The organism is Mesorhizobium sp. M1273 (assembly GCF_040318195.1).
In the GTDB taxonomy this organism is placed as follows: Bacteria; Pseudomonadota; Alphaproteobacteria; order Rhizobiales; family Rhizobiaceae; genus Mesorhizobium.
The window spans coordinates 459,508-478,247 of the sequence record NZ_JAMYLV010000001.1; the positions used below are offsets into that span (position 1 = coordinate 459,508).

General features: G+C 62.4%; 23 protein-coding genes. 9 read left to right on the top strand and 14 right to left on the bottom strand.

The genetic code is table 11. The features are described 5' to 3' along the window. The first annotated feature begins 109 nt into the window (after nucleotides 1-109). From NKH30_RS02140 to NKH30_RS02170, 7 genes are read left to right on the top strand one after another with little or no spacing between them, the layout of a single operon-like run. Nucleotides 110-1,006 (top strand): carbohydrate ABC transporter permease, encoded by an 897-nt coding sequence (locus tag NKH30_RS02140; protein WP_352472911.1) that lies wholly within the window; start codon nucleotides 110-112, stop codon nucleotides 1,004-1,006. Between the two features lie 2 nt (nucleotides 1,007-1,008). Further along, nucleotides 1,009-1,875, top strand: a complete 867-nt coding sequence (locus NKH30_RS02145) for a carbohydrate ABC transporter permease (RefSeq protein ID WP_352451567.1) — start codon at nucleotides 1,009-1,011, stop codon at nucleotides 1,873-1,875. 1 nt (nucleotide 1,876) lies between these two features. Next, the gene (locus NKH30_RS02150) at nucleotides 1,877-2,974 is read left to right on the top strand and encodes an ABC transporter ATP-binding protein (protein ID WP_352472909.1); all 1,098 of its coding nucleotides are present in this window, start codon (nucleotides 1,877-1,879) and stop codon (nucleotides 2,972-2,974) included. A gap of 4 nt (nucleotides 2,975-2,978) precedes the next feature. After that, complete coding sequence (locus tag NKH30_RS02155; RefSeq protein ID WP_352472908.1) at nucleotides 2,979-4,091, top strand: mandelate racemase/muconate lactonizing enzyme family protein; 1,113 nt, start codon at nucleotides 2,979-2,981, stop codon at nucleotides 4,089-4,091. 9 nt (nucleotides 4,092-4,100) lie between these two features. Then, entirely contained in the window at nucleotides 4,101-4,430 is a 330-nt protein-coding gene (locus tag NKH30_RS02160) for an L-rhamnose mutarotase (RefSeq protein WP_352472907.1), read from the top strand. Continuing rightward, nucleotides 4,423-5,499: a Gfo/Idh/MocA family protein gene (locus NKH30_RS02165; RefSeq protein WP_352472906.1), complete on the top strand. Its 1,077-nt coding sequence runs from the start codon at nucleotides 4,423-4,425 to the stop codon at nucleotides 5,497-5,499. Before NKH30_RS02160 ends, NKH30_RS02165 begins: the two co-directional genes overlap by 8 nt. A gap of 1 nt (nucleotide 5,500) precedes the next feature. Continuing rightward, nucleotides 5,501-5,980, top strand: a complete 480-nt coding sequence (locus NKH30_RS02170; RefSeq protein WP_352472905.1) for a MaoC/PaaZ C-terminal domain-containing protein — start codon at nucleotides 5,501-5,503, stop codon at nucleotides 5,978-5,980. Between the two features lie 213 nt (nucleotides 5,981-6,193). Here NKH30_RS02170 and NKH30_RS02175 read toward each other — a convergent pair whose 3' ends face one another. The 9 genes from NKH30_RS02175 to NKH30_RS02215 all read right to left on the bottom strand — a co-directional run bounded on the left by NKH30_RS02175 (nucleotide 6,194) and on the right by NKH30_RS02215 (nucleotide 14,019). After that, complete coding sequence (locus NKH30_RS02175) at nucleotides 6,194-7,150, bottom strand: C-terminal binding protein (RefSeq protein ID WP_352542034.1); 957 nt, start codon at nucleotides 7,148-7,150, stop codon at nucleotides 6,194-6,196. Between the two features lie 12 nt (nucleotides 7,151-7,162). Beyond that, nucleotides 7,163-7,921, bottom strand: a complete 759-nt coding sequence (locus tag NKH30_RS02180; protein ID WP_352472903.1) for an HpcH/HpaI aldolase family protein — start codon at nucleotides 7,919-7,921, stop codon at nucleotides 7,163-7,165. A 42-nt stretch (nucleotides 7,922-7,963) separates the two neighbouring features. Beyond that, nucleotides 7,964-8,674 carry a hypothetical protein gene (locus NKH30_RS02185; protein WP_352472902.1) on the bottom strand — a complete coding sequence of 237 codons (711 nt, stop codon included), beginning with the start codon at nucleotides 8,672-8,674 and terminating at the stop codon, nucleotides 7,964-7,966. A gap of 26 nt (nucleotides 8,675-8,700) precedes the next feature. Then, nucleotides 8,701-10,011 carry a TRAP transporter large permease gene (locus NKH30_RS02190; protein ID WP_352472901.1) on the bottom strand — a complete coding sequence of 437 codons (1,311 nt, stop codon included), beginning with the start codon at nucleotides 10,009-10,011 and terminating at the stop codon, nucleotides 8,701-8,703. A 3-nt stretch (nucleotides 10,012-10,014) separates the two neighbouring features. Further along, a complete protein-coding gene (locus NKH30_RS02195) occupies nucleotides 10,015-10,527 on the bottom strand; it encodes a TRAP transporter small permease (protein WP_352472900.1) in 513 nt (170 codons plus the stop codon). Nucleotides 10,528-10,605: 78 nt separating this feature from the next. Then, nucleotides 10,606-11,583, bottom strand: a complete 978-nt coding sequence (gene dctP / locus NKH30_RS02200; RefSeq protein WP_352814625.1) for a TRAP transporter substrate-binding protein DctP — start codon at nucleotides 11,581-11,583, stop codon at nucleotides 10,606-10,608. An 80-nt stretch (nucleotides 11,584-11,663) separates the two neighbouring features. Next, nucleotides 11,664-12,209, bottom strand: a complete 546-nt coding sequence (locus tag NKH30_RS02205) for a flavin reductase family protein (protein WP_352472898.1) — start codon at nucleotides 12,207-12,209, stop codon at nucleotides 11,664-11,666. After that, entirely contained in the window at nucleotides 12,209-13,303 is a 1,095-nt protein-coding gene (locus NKH30_RS02210; RefSeq protein WP_352472929.1) for an LLM class flavin-dependent oxidoreductase, read from the bottom strand. Before NKH30_RS02210 ends, NKH30_RS02205 begins: the two co-directional genes overlap by 1 nt. Beyond that, nucleotides 13,303-14,019 (bottom strand): GntR family transcriptional regulator, encoded by a 717-nt coding sequence (locus NKH30_RS02215; protein WP_352472897.1) that lies wholly within the window; start codon nucleotides 14,017-14,019, stop codon nucleotides 13,303-13,305. The genes NKH30_RS02210 and NKH30_RS02215 overlap by 1 nt, the downstream gene beginning before the upstream one ends. A gap of 215 nt (nucleotides 14,020-14,234) precedes the next feature. Here NKH30_RS02215 and NKH30_RS02220 point away from each other — a divergent pair, with 215 nt between their 5' ends. Further along, on the top strand, nucleotides 14,235-14,726 hold the full coding sequence (locus NKH30_RS02220; RefSeq protein ID WP_352472896.1) for a hypothetical protein: 492 nt from the start codon (nucleotides 14,235-14,237) through the stop codon (nucleotides 14,724-14,726). Between the two features lie 43 nt (nucleotides 14,727-14,769). On the opposite strand, the gene NKH30_RS02225 is transcribed toward NKH30_RS02220, so the two are convergent. The 5 genes from NKH30_RS02225 to NKH30_RS02245 form a co-directional block, all read right to left on the bottom strand. Beyond that, a complete protein-coding gene (locus NKH30_RS02225; RefSeq protein ID WP_352542035.1) occupies nucleotides 14,770-14,988 on the bottom strand; it encodes a hypothetical protein in 219 nt (72 codons plus the stop codon). A 3-nt stretch (nucleotides 14,989-14,991) separates the two neighbouring features. Then, complete coding sequence (locus NKH30_RS02230) at nucleotides 14,992-15,171, bottom strand: hypothetical protein (protein ID WP_352472894.1); 180 nt, start codon at nucleotides 15,169-15,171, stop codon at nucleotides 14,992-14,994. A 125-nt stretch (nucleotides 15,172-15,296) separates the two neighbouring features. Continuing rightward, complete coding sequence (locus NKH30_RS02235) at nucleotides 15,297-15,455, bottom strand: hypothetical protein (RefSeq protein ID WP_023716639.1); 159 nt, start codon at nucleotides 15,453-15,455, stop codon at nucleotides 15,297-15,299. 148 nt (nucleotides 15,456-15,603) lie between these two features. Then, entirely contained in the window at nucleotides 15,604-16,041 is a 438-nt protein-coding gene (locus NKH30_RS02240) for a GFA family protein (protein WP_352472893.1), read from the bottom strand. A 25-nt stretch (nucleotides 16,042-16,066) separates the two neighbouring features. Continuing rightward, complete coding sequence (locus NKH30_RS02245; protein ID WP_352472892.1) at nucleotides 16,067-16,285, bottom strand: hypothetical protein; 219 nt, start codon at nucleotides 16,283-16,285, stop codon at nucleotides 16,067-16,069. Nucleotides 16,286-16,419: 134 nt separating this feature from the next. Here NKH30_RS02245 and NKH30_RS02250 point away from each other — a divergent pair, with 134 nt between their 5' ends. Continuing rightward, nucleotides 16,420-18,720 carry an FdhF/YdeP family oxidoreductase gene (locus NKH30_RS02250; protein ID WP_352472891.1) on the top strand — a complete coding sequence of 767 codons (2,301 nt, stop codon included), beginning with the start codon at nucleotides 16,420-16,422 and terminating at the stop codon, nucleotides 18,718-18,720. Nucleotides 18,721-18,740 lie beyond the last annotated feature (20 nt).

Consider the following 18,740-nt stretch of genomic DNA (forward strand, 5'->3'; position numbering starts at 1 on the left):
GAGCGGCGTCCCCGAACTTTTTGCGAACCATGCGCAACACGCTTTGTCTTGATCCCGGCTGGCCGATGGCGGCCTTCGGTGTCCGGGCACCAACGAGAACCGGATCGCCATGAAAGGCTGGAGACCTTCGCCGCCATTGCTGCTCCTGCTGCCGGCGGTGATCGTTCTGGCGGCGGTGGTGGTGGTGCCGCTGCTGCTTTCGCTCTATTCCAGCTTCACGCCGTTCCGGCTGACCAGGCCGGAGACGTTCTGGGTCTTCATCGGCGCGCGCAACTACGTCGCCATCCTGACCAGCCGCGCTTTCTGGGTCGCCTTTGCGCGCACCGTGGTGCTGCTGACGGTGGCGCTCAACCTGGAAATGCTGATCGGGCTCGGGCTGGCCCTGCTGGTGGAGAAGGCATCGCGCGGCCAGCGGATCCTGCGCACCATCATGATGTTTCCGATGATGTTTTCGCCGATCCTCGTCGGCTTCCAGTTCAAATTCATGTTCAACGACAATATCGGCCTGGTGAACAACGCCCTGCAGGGGCTCGGCCTGACTGACCGCGCCATCCCGTGGCTGATCGACGGCAATCTCGCCTTCATTGCCATCCTGACCGCCGAGATCTGGTCGTCGACTTCGGTGTTCGCGATCCTGATCCTGGCCGGGCTGCTGGCGATGCCGCGCGAACCGGTCGAGGCGGCCCGCGTCGACGGCTGCACGCCGTGGCAGACATTCCGCTATGTCACCTGGCCGTTCATCATGCCGTTTGCTTTCATTGCCATGACCATCCGCTCACTCGACGTCGCGCGCGCCTACGACATCGTCAAGATCATGACCGACGGCGGCCCCGCCGGCCGCACTGAACTGGTCTGGACACTGGTCGCCCGCACCGCCTATGGCGACGCCAGGATGGGCCTGGCCAATGCCATGGCCTATTTCTCGATCCTGCTGTCGATCCTGTTCACCGTCTATTTCTACCGCAAGCTCGCCGCGGCGCGCACGCAGATCGCGGCGGAGTGGTGAGGATGGACCAGAACAGCCTGCATCGCGTCGGCAACAAAGCGCTCGGCATCGTTCACGGCATCGGACTGTTCCTGGCCATGCTGGTCATCTGCCTGCCCGGCATCTGGATCGTGCTGTCGTCGCTGCGGCCGACCGTCGAAATCATGGCCAAGCCGCCGGTGTGGATCCCGCAGCAACTCTCGCTCGACGCCTACATCGCCATGTTCAGCGGCGTCGGCCAGGGCGGCATTCCGGTGCTCGACTACTTCCGCAATTCGCTGATCATCTCGGTGACCTCGACGGTGATCGCCATCGTCATCGGCATGGCCGGCGGCTACGCCTTTGCGCGCTACCGCTTTCGCGCCAAGTCGGCGATGTTCCTCGGCCTGATGCTGACGCGCACGGTGCCCGGCATCGCGCTGTCGCTGCCGCTGTTCTTCGTCTTTGCGCGGCTCGGCATCATCGACACGCATTTCGGGCTGATCCTGGTCTATGTCGCGCTCAACGTGCCGTTCACCGTCTGGCTGATCGACGGCTTTTTCCGCCAGGTACCGAAAGACCTCGCCGAAGCCGCGCAGATCGACGGCTGCACGCGCTGGCAGGCCTTCTGGCAGGTCGAGTTTCCGTTGGCCGGGCCCGGCATCGCCTCGGCCGGCATCTTTGCCTTCCTCACCTCCTGGAACGAGTTCGCGCTCGCCTCGCAGCTGACGCGCTCGATCAACTCCAAGACCCTGCCGGTCGGCCTGCTCGACTATACGGCCGAATTCACCATCGACTGGCGCGGCATGTGCGCGCTCGCCGTGGTCATGGTCATACCGGCGCTCACGCTTACCTTCATCGTCCAGAAACACCTCGTCGGCGGCCTCACTTCCGGCGCGGTGAAAGGCTGACATGGCAACCGTATCGCTCAAGAACCTCACCAAAAGCTACGGCCCGGTGGCGGTGGTGCACGGCATCGATCTCGAGGTCGCCGACCGCGAATTCATCGCGCTGGTCGGGCCGTCCGGCTGCGGCAAGTCGACAACCCTGCGCATGATCGCCGGCCTCGAGGCGATCAGCGACGGGATCATCGAGATCGGCGGCCGCATGGTCAACGACCTGCCGCCGCGCTCGCGCAACATCTCGATGGTGTTCCAGTCCTACGCGCTCTACCCGCATATGACGGTGCGCGAAAACCTCGGCTTCTCGCTCAAGATAGCGGGCGCCGCGAAAGAAGAAATGGACCGTCGCGTCGCCGAAGCGTCCGGCATTCTCGGCCTCGACCAATTGCTCGACCGCCGGCCGTCGCAGCTGTCCGGCGGACAGCGCCAGCGCGTCGCCATGGGCCGCGCCATCGTGCGCGATCCCGACGTCTTCCTGTTCGACGAGCCGCTTTCAAATCTCGACGCCAAGCTTCGGACGCAGATGCGCACCGAGATCAAGAAACTGCATGCCAAGGTCAAGTCGACGGTGATCTACGTCACCCATGACCAGGTCGAAGCGATGACATTGGCGGACCGTATCGTCATCATGCGTGACGGTTTCATCGAGCAGGTCGGCACACCCGACGAGGTCTTCCGCCGGCCCCAGACACGCTTCGTCGCGGGCTTCATCGGCTCGCCGCCGATGAATCTGCATGAGGCGGTTGTCGACGACGGACAGTTGCTGTTCGCCAGCGGCGAGAGGCTGCCTTTGCCCAGCCAGTTCAAGGCCAATATCGAGGCCGGCGACAAAGTCGTGTTCGGCCTCAGGCCCGACGACATTTATCCGACCGGGCATGGCATCAGCTCCGGCGAAGACGTCGACGTCCACCAGCTGGAGTTGCCGGTGACCGTCACCGAGCCGCTCGGCAACGAGACGCTGGTGTTCGCCGAATTCAACGGCAGCGACTGGGTATCGCGGATGCTCAATCCAAAGCCGCTGAAAGCCGGCGACCGGGTCAAGATGAGCCTGGACCTGTCGCAGGCCCATCTGTTTTCTGCTGAAACGGGCAAGACATTGCGAGGTTAAAACCATGGCAAAGATCGAGAAAATCGAACTGCGGATGGTCGACCTGGTGCCGAAGGTCAAGCGCACCGATGCCATCCAGAGTTTTGTCAGCCAGGAAACACCGATCGTCACCATCACCGACGCCGACGGCGCGGTCGGCACCGGCTACAGCTATACGATCGGCACGGGCGGCTCCTCGGTGATGCGGCTGCTGGCCGACCACCTTGCGCCGCGGCTGATCGGCCGCGACGCCGACATGATCGAGGCGATCTGGCACGAGCTGGAGTTCGCCAGCCATGCCACGACGATCGGCGCGATCACGGCAATCGCGCTGGCGGCCATCGACACTGCCCTTTGGGACCTGCGGGCCAAGAAAAAGAGGCTGCCGCTGTGGAAGCTGGCCGGCGGCGCCAAGGACCGCTGCCCGCTCTACACGACCGAAGGCGGTTGGCTGCATATCGAAACCGAGGCACTGGTCGAGGATGCGCTGGCCGCCAAGGGCAAGGGGTTTCGCGGCTCGAAGGTCAAGATCGGCAAGCCGCACGGCTCCGAGGATCTTGCCCGGCTGACGGCGGTCCGCCGGGCGGTTGGAGACTCCTACGAAATCATGACCGACTGCAACCAGGGCTTTTCTGTCGACGAGGCGATCCGCCGGGCCGAGCGCCTGCGTGAACTCGACCTCGCCTGGATCGAGGAACCGCTGCCGGCCGACGACATAGACGGCCATATCCGCCTGTCGAATGCGACGTCGACGCCGGTCGCCGTCGGCGAGTCGCTCTACTCGATCCGGCATTTCCGCGAATATATGCAGAAGGGCGCGTGCTCGATCGTGCAGGTCGATGTCGGCCGCATCGGCGGCATCACGCCGTGGCTGAAGGTGGCGCATGCAGCCGAGGCGTTCGACATACCGGTCTGCCCGCATTTCCTGATGGAACTGCATGTCAGCCTGACATGCGCCGTTCAGAACGGCAGATATGTCGAGTATATTCCCCAGCTCGACGAGCTGACCGGCAAGAAAATGCGTATCGAGGACGGGCACGCATTGGCACCGGACGAACCCGGCATCGGCATCGACTGGGACTGGGATGCGATCAAGGCGAAGAGCATCGCGGAATTCACCATGGCGATAAAAAAATAGGAGGCGGACATGCAGCGAATGGGAATGGTGCTCGGCCTCAAGCCGGAGAAAGTCGCCGAGTATGTGCGGCTTCACGCCGCCGTCTGGCCGGACGTCCTCAAGATGATTTCCGCCTGCAACATCAAGAATTATTCGATTTATCTGAGGGAGCCGGAGCACCTTTTGTTCAGCACCTTGGAGTACCACGGCACCGACTATGCCGCCGACATGGCGAAGATGGCTGCCGATCCCACGACGCAGGAATGGTGGGCGCTCTGCATGCCATGCCAGGAGCCGCTGCCGACCCGCAAGGAGGGCGAGTGGTGGGCGTCGATGGACGAAGTCTTCCATTATGACTGATGACATTTTCGATCCTGCCTCGCTTTCCCAGGCCTGGGCACAGCCGTCAAAGCCCCGGCCGATCGTGATTTTCGGCGCCGGCTCGATCGTCGGCGATGCGCATTTCCCGGCCTATGGGAAAGCCGGCTTCCCGGTTGCCGGGCTGTTCGACCCCGACCTGGCCAAGGCGGAAAAACTCGCCTCGAAATGGGGCGTCACCGCTTACCGGTCGGTCGAGGAAGCTGCGTCAATCAAGGACGCCGTCTTCGATCTGGCGACGCCGCCGGCTCACCACGCCGGGGTGCTCAGGGCGCTGTCCGATGGTGCGGTGGCGCTGATCCAGAAGCCGATGGGCAGCAATCTCGCCGAGGCGACCGAGATCCTCGAAATCTGCCGCTCCAAAGACCTGAAGGCGGCGGTGAATTTCCAGCTGCGCTTCGCGCCGATGATGCTGGCGCTCAAGGATGCGATCGCCAAGGGCTGGCTGGGCGAAGTGGTCGATTTCGATGCATGGCTGGCGCTGGCGACACCCTGGCATCTCTGGGAATTCCTGTTGCAGGCGCCGCGCGTCGAGATCGCCATGCATTCCATCCATTATCTCGACCTGATCCGGCAATTGCTCGGCGACCCCAAGGGGGTTCACGCCAAGACGCTCGGCCATCCCGGCCACAAGGTTGCGCAAACGCGCACCAGCGCGATTCTCGACTATGGCGACACGGTGCGCTGTGCACTGTCGATCAACCACGATCACAAATTCGGTCGAAAACACCAGGCCTGCGAATTCCGCATCTGCGGCACCGAAGGCGCCGCTTACCTCAAACTGGGCGTCAACCTCGACTATCCGCGCGGCGAGCCGGACATTCTCGAAATCTACCCCAAAGGCGGCACGGACTGGATTGCGGTTCCACTCGTCGGCGCATGGTTTCCGGACGCCTTTGCCGGCCGCATGGCCAATGTCCAGCGCTACGCGTCGGGCGAGGACGCCGAGCTTGTCAGTTCCGTCGAGGACGGCTGGAACACCATGGCGCTGGTCGAAGCCGCCTACCGATCGAGCGCGGCGCCGGCAACACCGATAGCGGCGAGGCCCTGACATGGAGCAGACAGTCTATTTCGAGGACTACCGGATCGGGTCGTCGCGCATGACCAGCGGGCGCACCATCACCGAGACCGACTTCGTCGTCCATGCCGGCCATACCGGTGATTTCTTTCCCCACCACATGGACGCCGAGTTCATGAAGACGATGCCGTTCGGGCAGCGCATCGCCCACGGCACGCTGGTGTTTTCGGTCGGCGTCGGGCTGACGGCCAGCGTCGTCAACCCGGTTGCCTTCTCCTATGGCTACGACCGGCTGCGCTTCATCAAGCCGGTGTTCATCGGCGATACGATCAGGACCCGCACCACCATCTCGGCTAGGGAAGACGACCCGAAGCGACCCGATTCAGGCCGGGTCGTCGAGCGCTGCGAGGTGATCAACCAGCATGGCGACGTGGTGCTCGTCGCCGATCACATCTACATCGTCGAGCGTCGCGACAAGCCGAGCAGAGCCTCGACAGATGACGCTGAAACCTAAAGACAAAAAAACCGCCTTGCGGCGGGTCCTCGGTGAATCATCACCATACGCAAATTAGTAGCATAGCTGCCGGCACAAAGCAAGAACAAAATGTGGCAAACCGGATAAATCGCGACAGGTTGCGCTGCCCCTTATCGCCCTGCGAACCCCGACTTGCAGGACTTGGGTTCCGCGGAGCAGGCGGATAGAGGTGGTGCCGACATCGGGAATTGGTCATATCCGGTTGACCGGATATACAGGCTTGCCGCCGCGCAGGACCGATGCGACATCGGCAAACACCTTGTTGCGAACCTCCGCGTAAGACTGGGTCGAGTAGTGCGCCGCGTGTGGACTGACCAGGACGGTGTCCAGCGCCAGCAGCGGATTATCGGGCGAAGGCGGCTCCCGCTCGAACGTGTCGATGCCGGCGCCTGCCAGATGGCCGCGCCGGATCGCGTCCGCCAATGCGACCTCGTCGACCAGGCCGCCGCGGGCCACGTTGATGAGTATCGCCCCTTCCTTCATCCGCGACAGGGCTTGCGCCGACATGATGTTTCTGGTCTCCGGTGTCGCTGGAACGTGCAGCGAGACGATGTCGGCCCTGGCCAGCAACTCGTCGAAGCCGACCGGTTCGGCATCACCGGCCGCGATTCGCTCGGCCGGCATATGCGGATCGTAGGCGATGATGTGGTAGCCGAAGACCCGCGCCCGCTCGGCAGTCAGCCGCCCGATCTGGCCGAAGCCGATCAGGCCGAGGATCTGCCTGTCGGGCCGTGTGATGCCGGCGCCGTCGGTCATTGCAGCCCAGCGGCCGGCGCGCACCGCGCTGTCGAACTGCTTCAGCCTGCGCGTCAAGGCCAGGATCAGGGCCATGGCGTGGGTGCTGACTTCAACCAGATTGGCGTCCGGCACGTAGGTTACCTGAACACCGGCACGGCTGGCGGCCTCGACGTCGATCGAATCGAGCCCTACGCCGAACCGTCCGATGACCTTGAGCCCCTTCAGTTCCGCCAAAACGCGAGCCGTGATCGGCTCTCGCAATACCATCAATGCGTCGGCGTCGCGGCAGTGTTCGATCAGGGCATCTTCCGTGAGCAGCGTCTTTTCGACAAACTCGGCGTTCAAGCCGTCGAGGTAGCGCAGCTGCTCCTCCTCGACTGACAGCACACCGTCGGTCTTGATGATCTTCATGGCAAACTCTTGCTATGAGGCGCTGCGCGCCGAGGCGACGCCGGCGGCAAGGCCGGCCCCGAGAAACATCGTGTCGCTGGCCAGCATGTAGAAGCTGATGCCGTGCCGCGACCATTTGCTGACATCATCCGCCGAAGGGCGAAAGATGCCGACGGCCTTGCGGGCCGTGCGCGCCGCGGCCGCGATCCTCATAATCGCTGCATTGAGCTTTTCCTGGCCGGCCGGCCCCATGGCGTCGATCGAAACCGACAGGTCGCCGGGACCGATGAAGATCACGTCGACGCCGTCGACCTGGACGATGTCGTCGATGTTGGCGAGCCCTTCGGCCGTCTCGACCTGGATGGCGACCGTCAGGACATCGTTGGCCGATTTGAGGTAGTCCGGAATGCTGTAGCCATAACCGGCGGCGCGGCCCGGGCCGACACCGCGGGCGCCGACCGGCGGGTAACGGCAGGCCATGACCGCCATGCGCGCTTGCTCGGCCGTGGAGACGCGCGGTACCAGGACACCCGACGCGCCGGCGTCGAGCGCGGCGGCCATCCACTCCGGCGTGTGGCCGGGAACGCGCACCATCGCGGGAACCTTGTGGACATCGGCGGCGCGGATCAGATCCTCGAGCCGTTCGCGGCCGATCTGCGAATGCTCCCAGTCGATGCACAGGAAATCGACCCCGCTGGCGGCGGCCACTTCGACCGCCACAGGGTGCGGGATGGCGCAGAAGGTGCCGATGAGGCGATCGAGAGAGATACATTTCTTGCGAAAGTCGTACATGAAATCTCCAGAAATTTTCGGCGTCGGCAAAAACCTGTTTGCCTATGTGGCCCTTGACGAAGGATGCACGGCTTCCGTCGACATCGGAAAATGCCGGCTGCCGCCTGAAAACGGCGGGAAGGTCTTGTAGTCGGCGCGCATCTCCAGCCGCGCCGGCGATTGCAGCGCGTGCGTCAATGCAGCGGGACTGTCGAACATGACGCGATTGCGCTGCATATGGTCGATCCGCGGCCAGGGCAGCGAACCGCACCAATCCAGTCGCGACAGAACCTCGATGTGGCGAATGCCGGGGAAGCCCCGCATCAATTGCGGATGATGCGTCACATAGTGGTAGAGCCAGGCATTCATGTCTTCGGCCGGCCCGGGATAGTGGACAAGATAGCTGCAGGGGAGCCCGGACGTCTTGACGCCAGCGTCGTCGACGGGAAACGGACGCACGCACATTGCCTGTTGCGTCGGCCTCGAACCGGCGATGCTCGACAGCATACCAGGTGCGGCAAGCGCCTGCAGATGGCCGGACGGCGCCAGCGCCGCCTCCATGTCCGCCAGTTCGTCGAAATAGAGCTGGAAGCCGAAGACCGGCGGCGGACCATCGTTGTTGAACATGTCCGCCACTTCGGGCAGATAGATGTTTGCAAGCGCAAGGCCCGGCGTCGATGCAATCACACGCCGCACGGCGTCAACATCTTCGCCGGCGATGGCCAAATTTGCCTCGCGGTCATCATGGAAGAAAGCAAGATAGGCAAAGCGCATGTGGACACCTGCTGGATCGAGTTCGACTAGATCAAATTCGGAAGAAAGAGAGCGATCTGCGGAAAGAGGACAATCAGCAGGATCAGCAGAAGCGTCAGCGCGATGTAAGGCGCCGCAGCCATGGCAACCGTCTTGAGCGATGTGCCTTTCGGCGCAACGCCGATCATGATGAACAGCAGCAGGCCAAACGGCGGCGTGGTGAAGCCGACCTCGTAGGCGAGCAGCAGGATCAGCCCGAACCATACCGGCTCGTAGCCGAATTGCTGGGCGATCGGCAGGAAGATCGGCAGCGTGATCAGCATCATCGAGACCTGATCCATGAACATGCCGAGCAGCAGGATGACGAGCACCATCATGAGCAGCATGGGATACGGTCCAAGATCGTAGCCGACGATGAACTGGATAAAGCCGTTGGAGGCGCCGGAGAAGGCGAATATCTGCGAGAACGTCGTCGAAGCCGAGATGATCAGGAAGGTCATGCCGGTGACCTTCATCGCATCGTCCAGCGACTTCCAGACAACCGACCAGCTGAACCGCCGGTAGACAAACAACAAGGCGAAGACAGCGGCACAGCCGAGGCCTGCCGACTCGGTCGGGGTCGCTATTCCAAGGATGATCGTGCCGACCACCATGAACACGATGACGCTCATCGGAATGATGTTGACGGCGACCGCCCTCACCTTCTCGGCCGCGGGGACGGCGGGCACCGGATAGTGCGGAGCGGCGTCCGGATCGATCTTTGTCTGCGCGAAGATCAGCGCCGCGTACATGAGAACGAGCAGCAGTCCCGGCAGAGCCCCCGCTATGAGCAGCGCGCCGACGTCGATCTGGGCCAGCGAGCCGAGCAAGACGGCCAGCGAGGATGGCGGGATGATGACGGCAAGGCTTCCGGCGCCAAGCACCGGGCCGTAGGCCATGTGCGGCTTATAGCCCCGCTTCAGCATCTCGGGCACCATCAGCGAGCCCATCATGCCGGTATTGGCGAGGCTCGAGCCCGACAGCGCGGAAAAGATCGTGCCGGCGGCCAGCACGACATAGGCGAGGCGTCCGCGCAGATTGCCGATGCACAGGTCGAGCGCGTAGACGACCTTCTCGCCGAGGCCGGAGCGGAAGAACAGGCTGCCCATGACGAGAAACATCGGCAGCGGGGCAAGCGCGTAGGTCGAGACAGCGTCGGAGAAGTTGGCGACCATCTGCGTCACGCCGATCGAGCCGCCGAAGAACAGATACAGCCCGATCACATTGGTGACGAAGAACGCGAAGGCGACCGGCAGCCCAAGGCCCATCAACACCAGGATGGTGCCAACGAGCACGGCGAATGGAAACAGCCAGGCCACCGGTCAGAGCCCTTCCATTTCCAGCGGATCGAGCGTGTACAGCGTGTCACGGCCGAGCAGATATCTGAGCCATTCCAGCGCCGAGAGATAGAAGGCGAGCATGATGGGCAGAAAGACCAGCCATTTCGGCATATCGAAGCTGCGCGTTTCGTATTCGCCGCCCGCAACGGCACTTGTCAGCGAAGACAGAGCGACGCTGCCGAGGTAGAGGCTGACGCCGATGCAGGCGAGATAGACCAGCTTTTCAAGCACCACCCGTGCCCGCACCGGCAGCGCCTGGCGCAGGAACTCGACGAAGACATGGCCCTTGCTGTGGACCAGCCAGGGCATCGGCAGGAATGCCGCGTAGAGCAGGCCGTATTCCGTCGCCGACACCGCCCAGGCAAGCGGCCTCAGGCCCAGATTGCGGACGCACACATCAGCAACCACCGCGACGATGATGAGGCCAAGCACCACTTTTGCCGCCGCCGCCAACGCAAGGCTCAGCTTCCCAATCGCTGCAAACAATCTGTCCATGCCCGACGACCCCCATGTCCACCTTCGTCCTCTTGGCCCAGCTTTGATGGAGGGCACGCAAGGCACCCTCGGCTCGGGCTACTGGAAGAATTTCTTCAACTGATCGATGTTGGTGGGATCGCGTTTGGCCATTCTCGCCCAGCTCGCCTGCGTGGCAGCCGCCAGGAATTTGTCGCGGCCGGCGCCGGTCAAGCTGATCACCTTCTGCCCGCCGTCGATCATCGCCTGTGCCTGTTTTTCGGACTGGGCAAGGTTGGCGTCATAGCTCGCGCGCTCGTATTCGACGGCCGTGTCGGCAAGCAGCTTCTGCGCTTCGGGCGACAGCGTGTCCCATTTGGCCTTGTTGATCGAGATCAGCACGTCGGTTTTGAAGAACTGCGGGTCGACACGGTATTTGGTGAATTTGTCCCAGCCGAACGACGCATAGCCAAACACGGTATACGCGTTGGCATTGACGACGCCGCGCTCGAGCGAGGTATAGACATCCCCCGGCGCTTGCACGATCACCGTTGCGCCCAAGGATTCAAGGAAATCGCGGTAGAGCGGCGACGAGCGGATCTTCAGACTGCCCCAGTCGATGCTGCCTTCGCTGTTGAGCTTGGGTTCGTCGACGGTGAAGACGTTGAAGCCCGAGCCCGCGTCGACATGCGCCAGCAGATGGGCATTGGCCTTCTTCTCGAAAATCCCGCTGATGAAGTCCCAGCCGCCATTGTCGCGAACCTCCCACGGCGTCTTCGTCGATGCGGAGAAAACCTCGCCTTCGGGCACGAGTTCGAGGAACTGCCCTGCCGGTGTGTCGATCACATCGATCAGGCCGCTCCTGAGCGCCGCGCCCTGCTGGATCGGCGGAATGACCTCCGGCCCGCCACGGACGTTGATCTGGACCACGCCCTTGCCCTTTTCGTTCACCTTCTGAACGAACTTCAGGAAGCTCTGCGCGTAGCCGTTCTGCGTCGGCGTAAAATGCACGGCGTTGAGGACGACCTCTTCGGCCGAGGCGCTACCCGCCACACCCGACATGAGTGCAGCCAGAACAAGGGATTTCCAAATGCGCATTGCCATACTCCCTTTGATAGTTCGTCCATGATCGGGTTCGATCTAAAATTGCAATCGCCGCGCCGCCGCGTGAACGGCGGTTAGTTGGCATCATCTCCTACTGTCAGGAACCGCCCATGCGCGTAGAAGACCGGCGATCGATGAGCGCGGTCCAGCGCAACGCCCGACACGATGCCGATGACGATCATGTGCGATGCCCGCACGATGATTTCGGCCACCCGGCATTCGAATATTGCCCGTGCGCCGACAAGCAAGGGCGCGCCGGTTTCGCCACGCACCCATGATCCGGACGAGAACCGCGCGGCGCCCTTGGCTTTGGTCATGCCGCCAAAGGCACGTACAACGTTCTCCTGGTCGCCGGCGGGAAGATTGACCGAAAACGGCAAACCTTCGTGAATGACCGAGGCAAAGGTGCTGCCGCGGTTGACACAAGCCAGCAGCGACGGCGGCTCGGCGCTGAACGAGCAGAGAGCCGTCGCCGTGATGCCGCAAAAACCGATCTCGTCATGTTCCGACGCGAGGATGGCGACCGAGCCCGCCACGGCCCGCATAGCCTGCTTGAACGCGCGCGGATTGATGGAGTCGTGCCCATCCACCCACGGCGTCGGAATGGCGGCCGCCGGCATCAATTTACTCGAAGCCCGGCCTGGCGCATCAGCGGCAGCACGCGGTCGCAGAAGAAGGGCAATTCGTAGGTGTAGTTGACGAATGTGAGGGCGGCGCCGGAATAACCCTGTTCCATGATCTCGGTGAGGTCGTCGACGATCTTTTCCGGCGTGCCGATGAGCGGGAACGTCCCGGCACCACCGGCGAACCTTTGCCGATATTCGGTGAAAGCCTTCGCATCGTGCGAGTTCGCGAATTCCTTCTTCTTGCGCATGTGCTCGTCGACCGCACCCTCGTCCGCGCATTCCAACGCGTAGTGCCGGTAGTAATCCTCGGCTTCCTGCTGGGTCTCCCGGCAGACGACGTGACAAACTGTACAGACGCCGACTTCGCGCCCGACTTCGGCCGCGCGGTTGGTGATGTCGACCACATGCGCACGGCCGTCGGCAATTTCGGAAAACGTCGAAAACAGATAATCGCAGTGGCGCGCTGCGTAGTTGCGCCCCGGCGCGCCGAAGGCGGCGTTCATGGTCACCGGTCGCGGCGCCTGCAGGCTTGGCGGCCGGCTGACGACCCCCTTCAGATCATAGAACTCGCCGCCGAAGTCGAACGGCTCCCTCGATTGATAGGCACGCACGATGATGTTGATCCATTCCTCCGCTTGATCGTAGGTTCGATCGCCGACCGTCTGCCCGAACATCGCGAACTCGTCGGGGTTCCAGCCGCAGACAATGTTCAAGCCGGCCCGCCCATTGGAGATGTGGTCGACCGTCGCCAGCGCTTTTGCAGCCTGCAGCGGATGAACCAGCGGCACATGCACCGTCATGAACAGGCCGATGTTTTCCGTGGCGACAGCAAGGCCCGCCGCCCAGGTGAAAGTCTCGAACGACCATTCCCGCACATGCGTCAAACCGCCGAAGCCGCGCCAGCGGGCGATCGGCAGCAGAAACTCGAGGCCGGCGCGGTCGGCGATGCAGGCGGAATTGAGGTTGTCCTCCCAGCGGGCACGCCAGCGCTCGGGGACGGTAGTCATTGCCAGGCCGCCATCGGCGTTCATTGAAAATACGCCGAGCTTGAACCTGTTCGGCCCTTTCAGCGGGTGCTGCTTCCTGATCATGCTTTCCCCTGCCGCGACATGCCCTCACCTTCACCGTTGGAGTTTTGAAACGGTGGGCTAAGCTTCATGAAACGCTCCTCGGCGTTCTGAATGAAGTGGGTCATGCGGTCGTAAGCGGCGACGGCGTCGCGCTTGACGAATGCCTCATAGATTGCGCGCATGCCGGCAACGATGACGGCCTGCGTCGGCTGGTGCGACAGCGTCCTTAAGCGCACGACGAGCACATGGTCGGCGAACCTTGCAATCGTTTGGGAAAGGCGCTCGTTCTCGACGGCGCCGAGCCAACAATTCCTGAATGCCGAATTGGCCTGGAAAAAGCGGTCGGCATCGCCGGCGGCGGCCGCAGCCTCGGCCTCCCGAAGCGCGGCTGCCAGGGTCTTGAGGCCAGCGGCGTCAAGTGTCCGTGCCGCGTGCGCGGCGGCCCGTGGCTCAAGCAGGCGGCGGACCTCGAAGATGTCGGCGACATCCGTCGCGGTAAGCGTGGGCAGGGTGAAGCCGCGTGTCGTGCCGACGAGATAGCCCTCATGCACCAACTGCATCAAGGCGTCACGGACAGGCATTCTGGAAATGCCGAGCTGGGCGGCAATATCGACATCGACGAGCTTCTGGCCAGGCGCCAATTCGCCATGCTGTATCGTCAGCCGGATTTGTTGATAGACCTGGGCACGCAGATTGCCATCGCCAACCCGTTTGAGCTCTATCGTTTCCGTCATCCACGCCTTCCCATGCGAAGATTTCGTATATTGTTTGAGGCTGTGTTCTCGCAGTCGTGCCGTTTGAAATGCAGCCACGTGTCGGCAGAAATCCACCTATCAGCCATGTTCCCGGCTCAAGTGGAGCATAGGCTGGATCACCTGGCAAGATGTTTTAAGTTTATAATGTATACTGTTTGAGTTCGCTGTCCGGAGGGCAATGGATCGCGCCATCCGTGCTGCCGCGCCGCGCCACGGCGGGGACAGCTAACGATCCGCGCGGTTCGGTAAAAAACGTACAGACGTTTTTCCGTGACACATCGAAGTTGACGGATTTAACTAAAATTACTTGCGATCTGCGCGCGCCGGCACGCCCACCCCGATCCCTCGCCGGTACGCATTACTGGATCGCCCGCCGTATCGAAAGGTGCGGCGGGCTTTTCGTTTCGTTTGGCGGGGAGGCGCTTATGCGAGACTTGCCCAGGAATATCGACGCCGACGTCGTGATCGAAATCAGCAAGCTGCTCGACGACCGGGCGAAGTCCGTGCCGGTGCCGGTGCACAAGCTGGCGGCGATGATCCGGCTGGGCGTCGAGACGCGTCTGACCGATCACTCCATCGAAGAACTGATCGTGGAGATGGCCGCGACGCGGGGGCTTCCGATGCTGTTCGACTTGCCGGTGGTCGACAACGTCGTGCCGATTGCCTCGGCGCGCCGTCCCCGCTGACACTTCGCTCGAACCTCACCGATCGTCGCGTCGCCGGCCGACTTCACTTGTCCTGATGCGCGGACCGGGTGTCGCCTTTCTTTTCGGGGTCGTGGGTATGGTGGCTGTCGTGTTCGCCGCCGCCGCCGGAAACCTTGCTGTGGCTGCGACGGTCGGAGTCGGCCGGCGGCTTTTCGACGCTCAGCGGCTTCTTGGCGTTTTCGTGCGCGGCGCCGGGACCGCCCTGGCGGATGCTGGCAGGAGTCTTCTTCGACGTGGACATGACCTAGCGATCCTGGACGTTGCCTTGATGGGTGGTGTTGACCTTCGTATTGCCTTGCTGGCCCTGCTTGTCGGGATCCGGAACGGCTGATTGCGGTGCCTGGTCGGCTGCTACCGGTTTTTTGTCACCGGTGCCCTTTGGGCTCAGGTTCTTCGGCGGCACAGGGGGAGGTTTTGTGCTCATGGCGTGTCTCCTTCCGTCACCCAAACAAGCGGCTCGGGAGAAAGGTTCCCGATGGCCCGGTCCGAACGGCAATTGCCGCGAATAGCCGGGCCCGCAGGCGGTGGCTTGGCCGGCGGGATCCAGGATTATTTCTTGATGATGTTTCCGTTGTTCAGATCGAAGGCCTGGGCACCGAACGCCTGCCTGAAGAAATCCTCCTGCAGATCGCCCCATTCGCCAAGATAGGCGCCGCAATTGCTGCAATAGATCGGCGTCGAATCCTTCGGGTTGTCGGGAATTTCCATCAGGATCGTCCCGCACGCCTTGCAATCGAGCTTGTCATCCAAACGGCGGCCCATTGGCCTATAATTGCGCGTTTTCGGCCGCGCGCCAATTGTCGTATTCGTACGAAACTGCGAACGGTACGTTTTCCACCTCCAAGCGGGCAGCAGGCTAGCGGTCCGCCGGATTTCCGAAAGCGGGATCGCGCCGCCTCGAATACCTTCCCACCCGCGGCAGCTCGTCTGGAAAGTCGACCCAGGGAAGCCTCATGTCCCAATATGCGTGGGCCTGCGGCGGAAACCGTTCGGGGTGGTCGAGAAAGCCGATCGACAGATAGAGTTCGTCGGGCAGGCCCTGGTCGACATAGCCGATCGATGTTCCGCAATCCGCACAGAAGGACCGGAGCACGCCGGGGGTTTTCGAAAAGGTCTTGGGCGTGCCGGTGAGCAATGTGAATTCGGAAGGCCGATAGCCGACCCACACCGTTAGCGGGCTTCCTATCGCCTTGCGGCAGTCGTCATCGTGATCGGAGCAAATCCAGAACGGCTCGCCGCGCATCTCCGCCGTTATGGCGCCGCAAAAACAGGACCCCGTTTCAGTTCGTGGCATTACCTGCCTTCATTGCTGACCTCACTCATTGCTGGCCTGGCATTTCGGTATTTTCCTTGGGGTTCTTCTTGATGCCGGCGGCAGGCGAGGTATCGGCCGGAGCATTGCCACCCTGGTTCTGTTCAGGGGCTCTTTTGAGCGGCGAAGTTCGCCAGCCCATATCGCCGTACAAAAAGCCGATGAGAAAGCCGACGATGATGATGGCCGAAATCACCATCGCAATTAACGCGTTACGTCGCTCCATTTCGCGCGGCTCCTTTCTTCGGGCCGAACAAACGATGGCGGAAATGGTTCCGGCGAGACGGTACGGACCCGGCCCGGAACATTCAGCCTTACGGCGGGTTCTTATGCATGCTCTTCTTACAGGGAGTGGCTCGCATGAAACCCGCCGTAACCGATCGCATCGAAACCAAGAAATACGACCACCCGACAGGCGGCTGGGGATCGCTCAAATCCCTGGTCCGCAAGGCGCGCGGCGAAGGCCTGCTGTTGTCCGGGATATGGAGCACGCTGCTCAAGCAGAACAAGGCCGACGGCTATATGTGCGTGTCTTGCTCATGGGCAAAGCCAGCCCAGCCGAGGCCTTTCGAATTCTGTGAAAACGGCGCCAAGGCGACGATGTGGGACCAGACCAAGCTGCGCTGCGAACCGGCTTTCTTCGCCGAGCATTCGGTGACGGAACTGCTCGATTGGCCGGACCACGATCTTGAGAAGCAGGGCAGGCTTACCGAGCCCATGCGCTACAATGCCGCTACCGACCGTTACGAGCCGGTTTCCTGGGACGATGCATTCCGCGACATCGCTGCCGAACTGCGGCGGCTCGATCCCAAATCGGTGGTGTTCTACACGTCCGGCCGGGCCTCGCTCGAGGCCTCGTTCGTGTACCAGCTTTTTGCGCGGATCTATGGCTCTTCGAACCTGCCCGATTCGTCCAACATGTGTCACGAATCGACCTCGGTCGGCTTGCCGGAATCGATCGGTTCGCCGGTCGGGACCGTGCAGCTCGAAGACTTTGCGAAATGCGACATGATGTTCTTCTTCGGGCACAACACCGGGGTGACGGCGCCGCGCCTGCTGCATCCGCTGCAGGAGGCACGTCAACGCAACGTGCCCGTCTTCACTTTCAATCCCTTGCCCGAGCGGGGACTGAAGCGCTTCAAGAATCCGCAAAACCCCCTCGACATGCTGTCGCCCGGACCGGGTACCAAAATGTCCAGCGACTACTTCCAGGTTCGTTCGGGCGGCGATATCGCCGCGATGACGGGTATCGCCAAGGCGTTGCTGGCGCTCGACGACGACGCCCGCGAAAGCGGCAGGACGCGTGTCCTCGACACGGCTTTCATCGCCGAACACACGCATGGCTTCGCCGAATTCGAAGCCTTCCTGCGCAAAACCCAGTGGAGCGATATCGTCGCGCGATCCGGCATTGCGCAGACCGACCTGGAGCATGTCGCCGAGGTCTACAGCCATGCCAACGCGGTGATCGGCAATTACGGCATGGGCTTGACCCAGCATCGGCACGGCACCGAGAACGTCCAGATGCTGTGCAACCTTTTGATGCTGCGCGGCAATATCGGAAAACCCGGCGCCGGCATTTCGCCGCTGCGCGGCCATTCCAATGTCCAGGGGCAGCGCACCGTCGGCATATCGGAAAAACCCGAGCTCGTCCCGCTCGACAAGTTCGCCGAATTCTACGCCTTTGAACCGCCGCGCGAAAAAGGTCTCGATACGGTCGAAACCTGCGAAGGCGTCATCGACGGATCGGTCAAGGGCTTCGTCGGGCTCGGCGGCAATTTCGTGCGGGCCGTGCCGGAAACCGGCCTGGTCGAGAAAGCCTGGCGTGGGCTCGACCTGCATGTCGAGATCGCGACCAAGCTCAACCGCAGTCACCTGGCCGCCGGCCGGGCAACCTATTTGCTGCCTTGCCTGTCACGGCTGGAAAGAGACCATCAGGCAAGCGGCGACCAAAGGGTGTCGGTAGAGGATTCCACCGCCTGTATCCACGGCTCGTTCGGATCGCGACCTCCGGCTTCGCCGCATCTGCTTTCAGAGCCCAGGATCGTCGCCGAACTCGCCAAGGCCACGGTGCCGGGCAGGAGTTCGATCCCATGGGATGAGTGGGTTGGGGATTATTCCCGCATCCGCGACGAAATCGAGCGCTGCTACCCCCAACATTTCCGCGACTTCAACGAGCGTTTCCTGACGCCCGGCGGCTTCCATCGCGACATCAAGGCGAGCAAGCGGGTGTGGGAGACGCCGAACAAGAAGGCCAATTTCAAGCTGCCAAGTGGCCTTGAAACCGATCCCGACATCGATGTCGCCGGCGATGATGTGCTGACACTGATCACGGTGCGCTCCAACGACCAGTTCAACACCACCGTCTACGGCTACAACGACCGGCTGCGCGGCATCAGCGGCACACGTATGGTGCTGTTGATGAATGAAAAGGATATCCAGCGCCTCGGTTTGAGCGCGGGACAGGAGGTCGATCTCGAAGCCAACGCGCGGGACGGTGTGGAGCGCCGCGTGCACGGACTGCGCATCACGCCTTACTCGGTGCCGGAGGGAAATTGTGCCGGTTACTACCCCGAGCTCAACCCGCTGGTTCCTTTGTGGCACAGAGCCGAGAGGGCTCATGTTCCGGCGGTCAAATCGGTACCGGTGCGGATATTGCCATAGGCGTTCGTCGTTCGCGGCAG